Source organism: Negativicutes bacterium, from assembly GCA_018052945.1.
Lineage (GTDB): Bacteria > Bacillota > Negativicutes > JAGPMH01 > JAGPMH01 > JAGPMH01.
The window spans coordinates 32,871-48,684 of sequence record JAGPMH010000011.1; the positions used below are offsets into that span (position 1 = coordinate 32,871).

A 15,814-nucleotide genomic window follows, 5' to 3' on the forward strand; every position below is an offset into this window, starting at 1 on the left:
ATTATTTATGTTGTAAAATATGATGTTGCCAAAACGGCGATTGTCTCGGACAATCTTGTCTAAAGTGACCACCGCGGCTTTCCGCTCTCATAATGGCTGCTCGGCAAATTAACTCGCCCACAACAATCATATTAATAGTTTCCATTTCTAGTGGAGTCATGCAGCAAAAATCCTTGAGAATTTCATTTTGACTAACAAAAAATTTCTGTCCTTTATTTAACGCTTCAATATCTCTAATAATGCCGACTCTAGTTGACATTACACTCTTTAACTCTGCTAAATTTTCTTGGACATTAATTTTTTTCTTGATATTTAATTCATGGCTACCGAAATTATGTTCAGTAAGCTCTTTAGTCTTGGTACTTAATAGTTTTTGCACTATTTTTTTACCAAACACTAAGCCTTCTAGTAAAGAATTACTGGCTAAACGGTTGGCCCCATGTAAACCAGTACAAGCACTTTCTCCAATACAATACAATCTTTTTATATTAGTTTGTCCCCATTGATTAGTTCTAACGCCACCCATCATATAATGTGCCGCCGGTGCAACCGGGATTGCCTCTTTCGTAATATCAATGCCATATTCCAAACAAGTTTTATTAATCATTGGAAAACGTTGCAAAATTTTCTCACTACCAATAGTACTTAAATCCAGTAAAACATGCTTCTTTTTCGTCTTATTCATTTCATTAACGATTGCTCTTGCCACTATATCACGCGGTGCTAGTTCTGCCATCGAATGGTATTTTGTCATAAACCTTTCACCCTCGGCATTACGCAAAATAGCGCCTTCACCTCTCACCGCTTCTGAAATTAAAAAGTTCGGCAAACCGTCCACCGCCATTGCCGTCGGATGGAATTGTACAAATTCCATATCCATCACTACGGCGCCGGCACGATAGGCCATAGCAATACCATCAGCGGTCGCACCAGCCGGATTAGTCGTATTATTGTACAGTTGTCCTAACCCACCGGTCGATAATACAATGGCTTTCGCCCAAATAACTTCTTGATTATTATACTGGTTTAAAACTAACATTCCTTGACAAACATTTTCTTCTACTAATAAATCAATAGAAAAATACTCTTCTAAAATTGTTACATTCTCAGCTTGTTTCAATAATTCAACCATCACCGAGACAATCTGCGCCCCGGTAGAGTCACCATTAGCATGTAAAATTCGACTTCTACTATGACAGCCTTCACGACCTAAACTCAAAGTATTGCCATTTTTATCGAATTCAACCCCTAGCTTAATCAAGCGTTTTATTTCTTTTTGACCTTCTTCTACCACAATCTTCACTATTTCTTCATCGCACAGTCCAGCTCCAGCCACTAAGGTGTCTGCCACATGTAGTTCCGCGGAATCATCAGCACCTACAGCGGCCGCAATTCCTCCTTGAGCCTTGTTAGAGTTACTGTCATTTAATTTTCCCTTAACAACCAAGATTACATCTTGTCCGGCTTGAGAAATATTCCATGCCGCCATTAAGCCGGCAATGCCACCGCCCACGACTAAACAGCTAGTATTGCGACAAGGTAATTTACTGGTATCGAAATTAGTCAAATATCTTCTTGACAAATCATTCACCTTCTAGCGTTTTATCTCTAGCATTTTTTTCAGGCTTGCTAGTGCTTTAATTCTAATTTCTTCTGGTACAATTACTTTCGGTTCAAGCGTTTCCAATGCGGTTTTCACTTTCGCTAAAGTTATTCCCTTCATATCTACACAGCATAAATTATCTTTTACCATATAAAATTTTTTATCAGGACATTGAGTCTCAAGCTGATACAATACCCCGGCTTCTGTTACAACAATAAATTCTGTATTGGTGCTATCTTTGGCATATTTAATCAAACTAACAGTGCCATCAATATAATCAGCATATTGTAACACCTTTTTATCACATTCAGGATGAGCCAATACTAATGCCTCCGGATGTAATTTCTTAGCAGCTAGTACATCACTAACTAAAATATCATTATGAATTGGACAATATCCTTGCCACAACTCCATTTCTCTATTAGTTTTTTCCATAATATATGAACCGAGATTTTTATCCGGTACAAATAATATCTTTTTATCAACCGGTATTGACTTGATGACATTAATAGCATTAGCCGAAGTACAACAAACATCAGTCAAAGCTTTGACAGCGGCGGAAGTGTTAACATAAGCCACCACAAACAAGTCCGGATTTTCTGCTAACTTAGCTTGCAACGCCCCTACATCAACCATATCAGCCATTGGACAGCCGGCACTCTCCTCCGGCAATAACACAATCTTTTCCGGCGATAAAATATTTGCAGTTTCAGCCATAAACCTTACACCACAAAAAACAATTACTGCCGCATCATTTTCCGCTGCTCTTTTCGCTAATTCTAGCGAATCACCTGTATAATCAGCAATGGCTTGAATTTCCGCATTTTGATAAACATGCGCCAAAATAATAGCATTGCGTTCTTTCTTTAATCTTAAAATATCTTGTACTAACTCAGTCATTACATATCTCCTTACAGCAATATCCCTGTCCACTACCATTTTGACGGTAATTGTTGAAATTATACTACCATTTTCTTTTTATCGCAATAGTCGCAAGATTGTACACTCAGCACTACCTAGTGACATACTTTTAAATTATATCATTAAAAACAATTAAATTAATAATAATTTTCAATCCATCACTCTGATTGTTCTGAAAGTTTTACCGCCAAATTGCTTCCATACTTGCTCCGCCACCAAGATAATGCTCTTACTGCATTGACTTCATTTTCAATTTCAGCTTTATCATATGGTTGAGCACTATTATTTATTTTTTCCGCCATAAAAGCACTATCGGTTTTCCCTACATAATCTTTATCAATCCAAAAACCATAATTAATGCCATATTTATTAGGTTTCGTCAGACTCCTACCAATTGTATAATATTCAAAACCCTTTGGCGCAATAAGCTCAATTAATGTTGGCATAATATTAATATGACTACCTGCTACCTGCTGCGCTAAAATCTCTTTATTAACACCCTTGCCATAAAGAACAAGCGGAATACCATAACGTTCATACACACTCGGTGTCTTATCAATATTAACGCGATCGGCATGATCACCAACTATAATAAATAAACTGTCAGGATATTTTTGCTCAGCCGTCTCAATAAATTCTGCCAACATTTTATCAGCATACCAAAAATGTCCTAATTTTTTCATTAACTCTGGATCATTTTTAACTTCAGCCGGTCCCTCTACAAGGTCCGGATTAAAGCCTGCCGCCACTAAATCCACAGTGTAAGGCGAATGATTAGAGACCGTTAATATTACATTGAAACTGGCGTCTTCATTTTTTGTTCCCTTTAAAACTGCCTGATATAAATCCTTATCATCACAGCCCCAAACATTACCACCATCTTTATCAAAATCACCACTACTATAAAAAGCTTTAAATCCTTGGGCTAAGGAAAATTCACGAACATTTTCCCAGCTACTAGGTCCGGCATACCAAAAGTTTGCTCGATAACCTAATTTCCCAATCTGGTGTGCAATCGCAGTTTGATAAGGCTGTTTATAAGCTTCCGGCATTTGCGTTAAATATAAATTGGCATCGGCAAAACCTGTTAAAACACCCATCACTGCCGAAACCGTACTCATACCATTCGGTAAAAAGGTATTTACATAGGTTGCATTATCTTTAGCAATAATACCTTTTAAGCCATTAGCAATATTAAGGTGCTGATATTGTGGCAACAACGGCCAATTAGCATAATTTTCTCCAATAATTAAAAAAATATGCTGAGGCTTTGGTATTTTAGCACCTTGGGCTTCTTGTTTTAAATAATCATCTAAATTATTGCTATCAAAATTCTTCGCCGTTAAGCTTTTAGCATAATTTACAACTTGACTGGATTCCAGCCCCATTCCAACCGAGCTCAACAATCGATTATTGAGTTCATAAGCTCGATATAAAGCTTGGACATCATCTAAAATTGCTTCATTCAATAATTGATCTTTCGTTACCCCTGAATTTTCCCAGTCAACATTATACGCATAACTCATACTGCCCCCAAATCTTATAAAGATTGCAAGATTGTAAATCGCTAACAAAAAGACAATCCGCACTCCAATATTAGCGTAATGTTTAGAGAAGGTTGGCAAATAAACAATTTTTGTATTCAGCCACCACTTGACTACTTTTATTAAAATAAAAGCTGTAACAAAAGCAATTCCAAAGCGTAGCGGCAAATTATATTCTTGCAATAACGAAGAGGTCAAGGCACTGACATCATCATTAAAAGTATTAAAAATCAACTGATTAAAACCCGCATGAAATTGCTGATAATAAGGAATTCTAACATAAAATAAAATCGTCAAAATCAATACATAACAACTAGCCAGACCCATTCTAATTTTGACATAGAATTTTGGCACAAAAATACTGGCTAATAAACAAATTAAAAAAGATGTTCCGGCTAAAATCCCTGCTGATTTAAGGCTTATTTTAAAACCATAATATAGTGATAACATAACATCCTTCAGGATAGTACTTTCACCTAAATAATCACCCATTGTCACAATAAAACTCAATCGGAAAACAAATAATAACATTATTATAAAAATAAATAATTTCAAATCAGTTTGAAAAACTTCGTAAACGTTTTTCCAAGTAAAACCTTTTTTAAGTAAAATGTCCATAAAAAAACCTCCTATAGCAAAAAACAAGCTTTAGGAAGTTTCTATTTTAAATATTAAATTCCTGCTAAATACATAGAAATACTTAAATATTTTGCAAGGCTTGGCTTAAATCAGCAATGATATCTCTAGCATCTTCAATGCCAATTGACAATCTAATCATATCATCTGGCACACCCGCTGCTACTCTTTGAGCACTACTAAGTTGTGAATGAGTTGTGCTGGCCGGATGAATTACCAAGGACTTAGCATCACCAACATTGGCTAAATGTGATAACAATTTAAGCGAATCAATAAATCTAGCGCCACTAGCCACATCACCCTTAATCCCAAAAGTTAACATTGCACCGGCACCATTTTTTAAATATAACTTATTCAAGGCATAATCAGGGCTATTGTGAAGGTTCGGATAATTAACCCAAGCTACCGCATCATGCTGTGCTAAAAACTCAGCCACCGCCAACGCATTTTCACTGTGTCTGGCCATTCTTAAATGCAAAGTTTCTAACCCTTGTAATAACTGGAAACTATTAAACGGACTGATACAAGCCCCATAATCTCGCAACACCTGCACTCTTAACCTAGTAATAAAGGCACTTGCTCCTAAAGCTTCGGCATAATTTAAATCATGATAGCTCGGATCAGGTTTACTTAAAAGTGGAAATTTATCACTATTCCAATCAAACTTTCCACCATCAACTACCACGCCACCCATTGAAGTTCCATGACCGCCAATAAATTTAGTGGCCGAGTGAATCACAATATCAGCACCATATTCAATCGGACAAAATAAATATGGTGTTAAAAAGGTATTATCAATAATAAACGGGATCTTATTTTCATGTGCAATGTCCGCAACAGCTTGCACATCCAGTAAATTAATTTTCGGATTGCCAATTGTTTCAGCATATACCGCCTTAGTCTTATCATTGATTGCTGCTCTAAAGTTTTCTGGATCACTAGCATCGACAAAGTTAACCTTAATCCCCAAATGCGCTAAGGTATGGGCAAACAAGTTATAAGTTCCACCATAAAGTGCCGCAGAGCTTACAATCTCATCACCGGTTTGCAAAAAATTAAGCAATGTTCCCACTATTGCTGCATGCCCTGAGGCAAAGGCCAAGGCTCCAATTCCACCATCTAGTGCCGCCATTCTTTTTTCAAAGACATCAGTTGTTGGATTCATTAATCTAGTATAAATATTACCACTTTCTTTGAGCGAGAATAAATTAGCGCCATGTTCCGTATCATTAAAATTATATGCGGTCGTTTGATAAATCGGAACCGCTCTTGAGCCAGTAGTAGGGTCAGGAACCTGTCCGGCATGTACTGCCATCGTTGCAAAATGTTGTTTTTCCATTATAAATTCCTCCAGCTATATTTTTTCTAGTATCCATTGACCAGTGTTGTCTATTTGCAAATTATATTGATGATATTTTCTCAAAGTATTGCGATGTCCAATACTGATAACCGCACTATCCGGCAACTCTTTTGCTAATAATTCATACATAGTTTCTTCTGTCTGCTCATCCAAGGCTGAAGTGGCCTCATCCAAGAAAATCCATTGCGGTTTATATAGCAATGTTCTAGCAAAAGCAATTCGTTGTTGCTCTCCTAATGATAAAATTCTGCTCCAGTCATCACTTTCTGTTAATTTTGCACTTAGATGACTTAAGCTACACTTTATTAACACTTCTTCAAATTCTTTTACCGTAAGGTCTAATTCTGCTTGCGGATAAGCTAAGGCACTTTGCAGTGAGCCCAATGGCAAGTAAGGCTTTTGTGGTAAAAATATTTTTTTATCACCCTCACGCAGTTGTACTAACCCCGTCCCAAATGGCCATAATCCAGCTAAAGTTCTTAAAAAGGTACTTTTACCACAACCCGAAGCACCGGTTATCAACAGTTTGTCACCTTGCTTAATATTAAGATTTAAATCTTTTATTAAAACATTTCCTTGTGGTAATTGAACTTCCATTTTATCGATTAACAAATTATCATTCTTATTATTTTCAAAAGATATTTTACTTTGTAATTGTAACGTTTGCTCCATATTGTCGCTAAAATCAGTAATCCGTTTTACTACAGCCACCCATTCCGCTAACGTGGCATAACTGTCTACAAAAAAGGATAACGCATCTTGAACTCTACCAAAGGCACTAGATATCTGCATTAAACCACCTAATTGAATTTTACCGCTAAAATATCGTGGTGCGCCCAACAACAACGGAAAAATAACTGCCAGTTGACCATAACCGTTAGTAAACCAAGTTAATCTTTTTTGATAGCGCATCAAGGCGCGAAAGTTATTGAAAATATGAGCAAACTTTGCCTTGAAAATATTATTTTCAATCTCTTCACCACCATAAAAAGCAATGCTTTCACTATTTTCGCGCAATCTAACCATATCAAAACGAAAATCAGCTTCATAACGTTGTTGATTATAATTTAATTGAATCAATGGTTTACCAATTTTAGCCGTCAACCAGGTTCCGATAACAGCATAAATCAACGACAACCACACCATATAGCCATAGATAGTTACATTTTGACCGGCAATAACAACATTAAACTCTCCTGATAAGCGCCAAAGGACAACAATAAACGCCACTAAAATCGCCAATTGTTTTAAAAAACCCATCAGCAATTGCAAGGTCAAATTTGTAAAAAGCTTAATATCTTCACTAATTCTTTGATCAGGATTATCGGTATTATCACTGACCACCTGCATTTTATAATATGTTTGCACTTGTAACCATCTGCTTAAATATTGTTTTGTCATCCAGTTTCGCCAATTTATCTCTAACATTTGTCGCAAATATAAGGCATATACCGCTGAAAAAATATAAATTAACGCTAACAGTAAAAATTTTGCCACCAAGTCCCAAAAAGCAACTTGATTATACTCCTGCAAAGCATTATAAAAACTGTTGTACCATTCATTAATTAAAATTAAGATATAGACTCCAAAAAAATTCAACAAGGCTACTACTATCAACAAACCATAGGCTTTCCATTTTTCTTCACTTTGCCAATAATCTTTTGCCAACTTCCATAACCCTTGAAAAAAGGCCTTTTTAAATGTCGCCATTTCTTACCTCACTATCCTTTATTTAGCGAAACCTTGAGGATTATTTTTCTGCCATTGCCACGCTGAGGCAATAATATCTTTAATTTCTGTATATTGGGGTTGCCACTGTAATTCTTTTTTTATTTTAGTGGAACTCGCTATTAAGCAAGCTGGATCACCGGCTCTGCGTTCAGTTAGTTCTTTGACAATTTTAATTCCTGTAACTTCTTCTGCTGCCGCAATAATCTCCTTAACAGAAAATCCGGTACCGTTTCCTAGATTATAAGCGGTCGAACTAGCACCCCGATATAATGCTTGCAAGGCTAAAATATGTGCTTGCCCTAAATCATTAACATGAATATAATCTCTAACACAAGAACCATCAGCCGTATCATAGTCAGTGCCAAAAATTTTAATACTATTTCTTAAGCCCAAACAGGTTTGCAGTACCAACGGAATTAAATGGCTTTCCGGAGAATGATCTTCACCGATAGTGCCACTATCATCCGCACCACAAGCATTGAAATAACGCAATGCTATATAATTAAAATCATAAACCTTGGCATAGTCAGCCATAATTTGCTCCATCATTAACTTCGTCTGTCCATAGACATTGGTCGGATTTTTAAGCGCCTCTTCACTGATTGGCATTACCTCAGGCTCACCATACACAGCTGCCGTCGACGAAAAAACAAGTTTATTAACACTACACTCCAGCATAACTTCCAATAATGATAAAGTTCCTTGGACATTATTATGATAATATAATTGAGGATTAGTCATTGATTCAGCCACTAAACTAAATGCTGCAAAGTGAACTACAGCCTCAATCTTATGTTCTGTTAAAACTGTTTTTAATAATTTTTTATCAAACAAATCACCTTGAACCAAAATGCTGTTTGGCACGGCTTGTTTATGCCCTTTACTTAAATTATCATAAACAACAACCTTATCGGCAATTTTTTCTAACATTTTCACAGTATGTGAGCCAATATAGCCAGCTCCACCGGTTACTAAAACCCTCATCAAGGCACCAACTTTCTGTTTTTTTCAAAAACTTACATTAAAGTAAAGTATATCTACAATAGTATTCTTTGACAATAGCTATTCTAAAAAAAGGAACTGCCCTAAACATGTCGAAGATACTAAACAGTTTAAAAAAGGAGTTTAATCATGATTACATCTATTATCACCATTAAAATACTAGCGCTGGCTTTAACCATAATTTTAACAGCCTTAGTTGCGTTAGCGTTAAAAAAGCAGCAATATTTTAAAATAATAGCAATACTCGGTATTATTTTATTACCATTTACAATTACCGTTCCTAATAACAGTTCACCTCAATTAACAGCAGAGCAACAAGAGTTAGCAATTGCTGAGTACACCTCTTTTAGCAAATGGTATAGCAATTATTTAAAACAAATTGATAAAATTGATGCTTTTAACAAAGATTATAACAATTTACACGAAATGCTGAAAAATGATGAAATTAGTTTTCAATATGCTACAGTAAAATTACAAGACTTGCTCCATAACATAGAAAACTTCAATGCTGAATTATTAAAACTAGCACCACCACCAAATTTATCCGATAAAAATCAAGTCTTAGTACAAAATATTATTACTAAAACAATCAATTTTTCCAATCAACAGCTCCAACTAATTCAAAAAAGTCTCGAAATTTTAAACGCTAAAAACACCGCCCCTAAAAAACATGAAGAAGTTATCTTAGAATTTAATAAAGCATCAATCTTAGAGGCACCGTTTAGCCTTAACATCTTAGGTGATTTAGCACTGATTAAGCAAAATATCCATACTACACCACAACCAACTGCTACTGATCCAACTAAACTATAACAAAAAAGAGATTACCGCAACATAAGCTCCTTGGGGTTAGAATTAACGCCAACCTTAAGGAGTCAGTACTCGGTAATCTCTTTTTATATTGCCATACTGCGAATTGAGTTTTTCGTTTCCTTCGCACTATATAACATATCGTCAACAAAATTAAACACACAATTAGCATCAACATCATTATTTATCGCTAAAATACCAATGCTAACTGTCACATGAGAGCATTTTCTTTCAACCACAGCCCTAATTCTTTCGGAAATAATATTAGCTTTATCTTCTGAGGTTTTGGGGAAGATTATTGCAAATTCATCGCCCCCCAGCCGAATAACTTCATCACCTTTACGAACATTACGTTTCAGTACCTTCGCAACTTGCTTAATAACCTCATCGCCATAAGAATGACCATAAGTGTCATTAACCTGCTTAAAATTATCCATATCAATCAATGCCACACAAAACTCCATACCGGTTTTGCGCTTTATCTTTATTTCTTCTTTTAGCTTATAAGAAAAATATTTTCGATTCCATACTCCGGTTAAAAAATCTCGATAGGCCCAATAATGAAATAAGCTTAAAATACTACCAATCACAAAGCCCATGATAGTAAGAATAATACCAAATATAATCCACAACGCTCCTTGAGACATAGCAATATACCCGTGAACAATTAAGCTATTCACGAGGTACATTAAAAAACCTAATATCATTCCGCTCAGCCCTAAAATGCCTTTTGCATTTTGAAATATTAGATGATTCATTCTCTCTATCCCCTAAGTTATGGAATTATATTCTCAAAAATATATTAATTCATTTTAACTCATAAGTCTACCGAAAGACAAATATTTTCGTACCCTTTTTTGAGTCATTTTTCGACATTATTTGGCGTATTCTATTTTCCGCTCTTTAAAAAATACCGGTCTTAACCCACACGCGGCAGCAATTTTATTGCCTTCTGAAAAATTAGCACCAATATCACAAACCTTATGAGCGTCAGAACCAATGGTAACATATTTACCACCTAGTTGTTTAAATCTCTTATAAACTGGCAATAATACTGCAATCGCCCGAGGATCAGTTAACCGCCGTGTATTAATTTCCAAGGCTTTATCAGCTTGAGCTAAAGTTTTCAATAATTTATCATAAGCTTCTTGGAAAATTTCATAATACATTTCCTTATCTTCATACACTGCATATCTGGCAATATAATCAATATGACCTAAACTATCAATATCTTCAAACGCCTTGATACAATCTGTCATAGCCTTAAAATATTTATTATAAGCTTCTTCCTTCGATTGCTGATAATATTCTTGATGATAAATATCTATTCCTTCAACCATATGAATAGAGCCAAGGACAAAATCAAAGTTGTTCTTTTTAATAATTTCTTTAATTTCTGTTACACATTTTAATTGCATCCCAACTTCAATCCCTAGCAACAACTTATCACTGCGATATTGTTCATAGTTTTGAAAAAATTGCTCAACATCAAAGATAAACTTATTATCCTCAGGATAAAACAAATCCATGTGTTCAGTAATAATCAGCCCCAAATTTAAGGCCTTCGCCTGTTTTATTGCTTCTTCTATTTTCATTTCTGAATCAGAAGATATTTCCGTATGTAAATGAGTATCAAACACCATTATGACCTCCTGTTTTACTAACAACTTAAATTTAGTATATAACTACTTTTTAAAAAGTACAACTTACCATATAAAAATCAGCTGGCTAAAATATATTATTTTCACCAGCTGATTATTACTTATTTCATTATTTTAGTGGTAGGACAAACTTTGCTTTGTCCACATTTACTACATTCACCGTTACAAGGTGTCACTAACAATTTATTACAACGGGGACACCGCAATAAAGTTACATCTTTTATTAAATTATTACAAACTGGACAACGCTTTGCCATATTAATACCTTCTTTAAATTATGATTTGAGCCACAAGCCCGCCAATCAAAAAGGCTGCAACCCAAGAACCAAACCAAACTAATAACCCTTCAGTTTTGCTACGTTCTTTAAATAACACTATCACCGAAGCAATACAAGGAACAAATAAAGTTATTGTTACCAAGGAAACCAATAGTTGCTCCGGACTTAGCACCATATTGCTTAAACCAGCCGCCCCAAAATCACGTCTAATCAAACCCATGATAAAAACATTAGCCGTTTCACGCGGTAATTTCAACCAACCATTGGTCAATGGTGCTAAAAAGTCTTGAATCTGCACCAAAGAATTAGTAACATCTAATGTCGTAATAATCAATGCACCTAGGGCAAACACCGGTGTGGCTTCTTTGATAAACCCATAAGATTTAATAAACATTTTTTGTGCAACATTGCTAATGCGTGGGAATCTAAGCGGTGGTAAATCAATTAATAAGTCCGTCGCTTCACCCGGTAAAATCTTATGTAAAACACGACCAACCACCCCTAAGACCAAGACTATAATACCGACATAAAGTGCAACATACATTGGACCTAACGCTGCCAACAAGCCAGTGATAACTCCTAATTGCGCCGAACAAGGAATTGCCAAGCCCAATAAAGCTACACCAATCGTCCGTTCACGTTGCGAACCAAGTAACCTAGTAGAGATAATTGCTAAAGTCACACAGCCAAACCCTAAAATCATTGGAATAATTGCTCGACCATTTAAGCCTACCGCATTCATAACGCGATCCACTAAGGCTGCTAATCTTGGTAAATAGCCTGAGTCTTCCATTACTGATAAAATAAAATAAAATCCTAACACCAATGGCAATAACAACCCAAAAACATAAGTTACTGTCATTGTTAATAAGCCAAATTCACCGATTAAAAACTTACCTAGAACTGATTCAGGATAAATCATCGAACTGATAAAAGTTCTAACCGCCGGCTCATACATTCCTTGCATTATTGTTTCTTCGGTCAAACCGACAATATCTTGTGCTACCAACACCCCTATTATATAGTACATACAGGCTAATGCCATTAAAAAAATTGGCACACCAGTCAACGGATTTAACATCGCTCGACCCAATTTTGTGGCAAAAGTAGCTCCATCTAAGGTTTCGCTAACAACTGCCGCAACAATTTTATCAACCCTTTGACGACGCTCCTGATAAATTTCCTCACGCTGCGTACCGGGAGCTACCCCAATCCTTTTTGCTACAATCTCATCGCCTTCCAAAATTAACAACGCTTCCGATTGGCGACAATAATTACGGCAAGTTAAAGCTTTTAGTTGCGCTTGACGTTCTAGGGGAATATTACCAGTTCGCGCTTCTCTGAGCTTTTCTTTAAGTTCTTTTAACCCTTTGCCTTTGATTGCTACTGCCGGAATAACAGGGACTCCTAGTTGTTCTTCCAACAGTGCTAAATCTATTTTTAGGCCTTCTCTTTTCGCATCATCCATCATATTCAATACAATAATGGTTGGAATTCCCGTTTCAATAACCTGAAGACTCAAAAACAAATCCCGTTCCAAATGAACAGCATCAACAACATTTACAATTAAGTCCGCGGTCAAGATTACATCTCTCGCCACTTTTTCTTCGTCATTGAAGGAAGATATTCCATAAACCCCTGGAGTGTCTATCACTGCATATTCTTCAAAATGACCATGTGACACATCTACTGTCGTGCCTGGAAAATTTGATACATCAACATATATTCCTGTTAAGGAATTAAAAAAAACTGATTTTCCCACATTAGGGTTACCGGCTAATACTATTTTCTTTTTTTCACCATGAATTTCCATGGCTTTTATCGGTTCTTGTTTGCTCATAATCTTCTCACCACTTTAAACTATAACTACTGTTATTCTTTCTGCTAATTTTCTGCCAATTGCAATTTCCTGTTTTCCCTTAGAAATTATAATTGGACCGGCTACTATTTTTTCACTACATTTAACTTCACTACCACTAGAAATACCAAAGCGAATCGCTTGTGCTCTAATTGTTTCATCCTCTATCTTAAGAATTCTAACTTTTTGTCCTCGTTCCACTTCTGCTAAAACCATCTAACCACCCCTATATAATGAAAATCATTATCATCTGATTTGATTGTAACAATACTATTAATACTTGTCAAACATTAATAAGTTCAACAAACTTCAAAAAAAGAGATAACTTAGCTTAAGCTAAATTATCTCTTTAGGTTTTTACATTTTAAATTTGCTAATTTCTGTTTGTAAATCTTGTGCTAACGTTGCTAAAGAACGGCTTGCTGTTGAAATTTCATTCATTGATGCCGATTGCTCTTCTGTTGCCGCTGAAACATTTTGCGCTTCATCGGAAGCAGTGCGACTCAATAGTTGAATATTATGCGTTGAATGATTAATTTGTTCACTACCGGCGCTAATTTGTTTTACTGATTCTTGTTCCGCAATTAATTGTGCATTAACCTTATTGATTCTTTCCACAATTTCTTTAAATACCACACCGGTTTCATTTTCAGAAAATTCACTTTTATTTTAGTTGATTAAAATTTTCTGTTGCCATCTACCGCTTTGCCAGCGATAAATAAAAATTAATGCCCTTATAATTTCATCTAGTGCCATCGCAATCCAGACCCCAACCAATCCAAAATTTAAAACAATTCCTAGGATATAAGCACCAAATACCGCAATAAACCACATTCCGCCAATCCCCACTGTCACCGGCGTTTTAATATCACCGGCGGCTTGTAGTGCTCTAACCATTACAATATTTACCGCTCGCCCGATTTCCAGGAAAATTTCAATGAAAAATATTTGCTGTCCTAATTTTAAAATTTCTTCATTATCAGTAAAAATCCTAAAAACTATATCACTATTAAAATATAATGTCGTGGTAATCAAACCGGTAATAAGAGTAGCAATACCGACGGCTTTCCAAACCGTTGTACTAACTTGTCCAAAGTTTTTCTCACCAATTAAATAGCCCATAACAATTTGCATTGCTGCTGATATCGCTAAGGCATAGCTATAACAAAACATTGCCATAATATAGACATAAATTTTGGTGTTAATCACAATTAAGCCAAAAACATTAACAATTTTCATAATAAAAGTCTGCGAAAGTTGATATGATAAGGTTTCAGCTCCTGACGGCACTGCAATAGACAATATTTTTTTCGCACTATCCCAAGGAAATGGTTTTAGATACCGCCAGCTAAGCTCAATTTTTAAATACCTAAAAAATAAAACCAGCAAAATAACTAGTCCTAAAAACTTACTTAGGTTCGTTGATATTGACACCCCTAATACGCCTAGTGCCGGAATAGCGCCCATTCCAAAAATAAGCACATAGTTGCTACCAACATGGAAAATATTCATAATAATTGACACCACTAATGTCATTTTAATATAAGAAAACCCACGAAAACTCGATACCAAGGAAAAATATATTCCTTGTAAAATTATGCCTCCACCAACTATTTTCAAATACAAGCTAGCTTCTTCTAAGATATCAACCGGTACTTGTAACCACTGTAACAATGTTTTGCCAAACAATAACAGCACTACACTGGTCATTAAGCTGAATAAGGCATTTAACACTAATGAGACTGTACAGATTTCTGCTATTTTTAAATTATTTCTCGCTCCTAAATATTGACTCAGTAAAATCGTATTGGCAGTACTGGTCACCGTTAATAAAATAATCACAATATTAATAATTTGATTAGCATTGCCAATCGCTGCCACTGCCGGTTGCGAATAATGACTTATCATAAGCTGATCAACATTACCAACTAATATCTGTAACAGTAATTCCAACAATATTGGCCATGATAATTTTAATAATGAGCTATTTGGTCTTGTTAGCGTTGTCGTCATCTTACATCCTTATTTTTCAATAGAGCTGTTATTTTAGCTATAACAGCTCTATTGAAATTATCTTATTTTATTTTAAAATAATTAACTGCCGCATTTAGCTTCGCTGTTACATCATTAAGTGCACCAATAGAGTATGCTATTTCCTTCATTGTCGCTGATTGTTCTTCACTGGCCGCTGATACACTTTGAGTATCTCCCGCCATTTCATTACTAAATTCCGTAACTTTATTTATTTCTTCTGCCACACATTCACTACCTTGTGAAATTTTATTAATTAACATTCCAATATTCTTAATTTCCTCGATTAGAACTTTAACCTCTTGCGCAATTTCACCAAAACTAGTGCCGGCAGTTTGTACCACATTCATCCCTTGGACTACCCCTTGAACGTTTTGTT

The 15,814-nt window shown here is 35.6% G+C and carries 15 protein-coding genes; 1 reads left to right on the top strand and 14 read right to left on the bottom strand.

All coding sequences use genetic code 11. From position 1 onward, the window contains the following. Position 1 precedes the first annotated feature (1 nt). The 6 genes from nadB to galE all read right to left on the bottom strand — a co-directional run bounded on the left by nadB (position 2) and on the right by galE (position 8,779). The gene (nadB, locus tag KBI38_03090) at positions 2-1,582 is read right to left on the bottom strand and encodes an L-aspartate oxidase (GenBank protein MBP8629051.1); all 1,581 of its coding nucleotides are present in this window, start codon (positions 1,580-1,582) and stop codon (positions 2-4) included. A 12-nt stretch (positions 1,583-1,594) separates the two neighbouring features. Then, positions 1,595-2,503, bottom strand: coding sequence for a quinolinate synthase NadA (nadA, locus tag KBI38_03095; GenBank protein ID MBP8629052.1), 909 nt, complete (start codon positions 2,501-2,503; stop codon positions 1,595-1,597). Positions 2,504-2,682: 179 nt separating this feature from the next. After that, the gene (locus KBI38_03100) at positions 2,683-4,686 is read right to left on the bottom strand and encodes a sulfatase-like hydrolase/transferase (GenBank protein ID MBP8629053.1); all 2,004 of its coding nucleotides are present in this window, start codon (positions 4,684-4,686) and stop codon (positions 2,683-2,685) included. Between the two features lie 82 nt (positions 4,687-4,768). Then, entirely contained in the window at positions 4,769-6,043 is a 1,275-nt protein-coding gene (locus KBI38_03105) for an O-acetylhomoserine aminocarboxypropyltransferase/cysteine synthase (GenBank protein MBP8629054.1), read from the bottom strand. Positions 6,044-6,058: 15 nt separating this feature from the next. Further along, positions 6,059-7,774 (bottom strand): ABC transporter ATP-binding protein/permease, encoded by a 1,716-nt coding sequence (locus KBI38_03110; protein ID MBP8629055.1) that lies wholly within the window; start codon positions 7,772-7,774, stop codon positions 6,059-6,061. Positions 7,775-7,792: 18 nt separating this feature from the next. Then, entirely contained in the window at positions 7,793-8,779 is a 987-nt protein-coding gene (gene galE / locus KBI38_03115; GenBank protein MBP8629056.1) for a UDP-glucose 4-epimerase GalE, read from the bottom strand. A 147-nt stretch (positions 8,780-8,926) separates the two neighbouring features. On the opposite strand from galE, the gene KBI38_03120 reads away from it, so the two are divergent. Next, on the top strand, positions 8,927-9,610 hold the full coding sequence (locus tag KBI38_03120; GenBank protein ID MBP8629057.1) for a hypothetical protein: 684 nt from the start codon (positions 8,927-8,929) through the stop codon (positions 9,608-9,610). A gap of 83 nt (positions 9,611-9,693) precedes the next feature. Here KBI38_03120 and KBI38_03125 read toward each other — a convergent pair whose 3' ends face one another. The 8 genes from KBI38_03125 to KBI38_03160 form a co-directional block, all read right to left on the bottom strand. After that, entirely contained in the window at positions 9,694-10,365 is a 672-nt protein-coding gene (locus KBI38_03125) for a GGDEF domain-containing protein (protein ID MBP8629058.1), read from the bottom strand. A 117-nt stretch (positions 10,366-10,482) separates the two neighbouring features. Further along, the gene (locus KBI38_03130) at positions 10,483-11,247 is read right to left on the bottom strand and encodes a histidinol phosphate phosphatase (GenBank protein MBP8629059.1); all 765 of its coding nucleotides are present in this window, start codon (positions 11,245-11,247) and stop codon (positions 10,483-10,485) included. A gap of 122 nt (positions 11,248-11,369) precedes the next feature. Beyond that, positions 11,370-11,525 (bottom strand): hypothetical protein, encoded by a 156-nt coding sequence (locus KBI38_03135; protein MBP8629060.1) that lies wholly within the window; start codon positions 11,523-11,525, stop codon positions 11,370-11,372. A gap of 13 nt (positions 11,526-11,538) precedes the next feature. Beyond that, complete coding sequence (gene feoB / locus KBI38_03140) at positions 11,539-13,386, bottom strand: ferrous iron transport protein B (protein MBP8629061.1); 1,848 nt, start codon at positions 13,384-13,386, stop codon at positions 11,539-11,541. Between the two features lie 15 nt (positions 13,387-13,401). Then, entirely contained in the window at positions 13,402-13,620 is a 219-nt protein-coding gene (locus KBI38_03145) for a ferrous iron transport protein A (GenBank protein ID MBP8629062.1), read from the bottom strand. A gap of 141 nt (positions 13,621-13,761) precedes the next feature. Next, entirely contained in the window at positions 13,762-14,040 is a 279-nt protein-coding gene (locus tag KBI38_03150) for a hypothetical protein (GenBank protein MBP8629063.1), read from the bottom strand. A gap of 33 nt (positions 14,041-14,073) precedes the next feature. After that, positions 14,074-15,417, bottom strand: a complete 1,344-nt coding sequence (locus tag KBI38_03155; GenBank protein ID MBP8629064.1) for an MATE family efflux transporter — start codon at positions 15,415-15,417, stop codon at positions 14,074-14,076. A 62-nt stretch (positions 15,418-15,479) separates the two neighbouring features. Beyond that, on the bottom strand, positions 15,480-15,814 hold a 335-nt coding region (locus tag KBI38_03160; protein MBP8629065.1), incomplete at its 5' end, for a methyl-accepting chemotaxis protein.

What these genes read in the sequence shown, in the direction of transcription:
- KBI38_03100 (MBP8629053.1), bottom strand. Translation starts at nt 4,686, where the DNA reads ATGGACATTTTACTTAAAAAAGGTTTTACTTGGAAAAACGTTTACGAA.
- KBI38_03145 (MBP8629062.1), bottom strand. Translation starts at nt 13,620, where the DNA reads ATGGTTTTAGCAGAAGTGGAACGAGGACAAAAAGTTAGAATTCTTAAG.
- galE (MBP8629056.1), bottom strand. Translation starts at nt 8,779, where the DNA reads ATGAGGGTTTTAGTAACCGGTGGAGCTGGCTATATTGGCTCACATACT.
- KBI38_03120 (MBP8629057.1), top strand. Translation starts at nt 8,927, where the DNA reads ATGATTACATCTATTATCACCATTAAAATACTAGCGCTGGCTTTAACC.
- KBI38_03110 (MBP8629055.1), bottom strand. Translation starts at nt 7,774, where the DNA reads ATGGCGACATTTAAAAAGGCCTTTTTTCAAGGGTTATGGAAGTTGGCA.
- nadA (MBP8629052.1), bottom strand. Translation starts at nt 2,503, where the DNA reads ATGACTGAGTTAGTACAAGATATTTTAAGATTAAAGAAAGAACGCAAT.
- feoB (MBP8629061.1), bottom strand. Translation starts at nt 13,386, where the DNA reads ATGAGCAAACAAGAACCGATAAAAGCCATGGAAATTCATGGTGAAAAA.
- KBI38_03135 (MBP8629060.1), bottom strand. Translation starts at nt 11,525, where the DNA reads ATGGCAAAGCGTTGTCCAGTTTGTAATAATTTAATAAAAGATGTAACT.
- KBI38_03125 (MBP8629058.1), bottom strand. Translation starts at nt 10,365, where the DNA reads ATGAATCATCTAATATTTCAAAATGCAAAAGGCATTTTAGGGCTGAGC.
- KBI38_03105 (MBP8629054.1), bottom strand. Translation starts at nt 6,043, where the DNA reads ATGGAAAAACAACATTTTGCAACGATGGCAGTACATGCCGGACAGGTT.
- KBI38_03155 (MBP8629064.1), bottom strand. Translation starts at nt 15,417, where the DNA reads ATGACGACAACGCTAACAAGACCAAATAGCTCATTATTAAAATTATCA.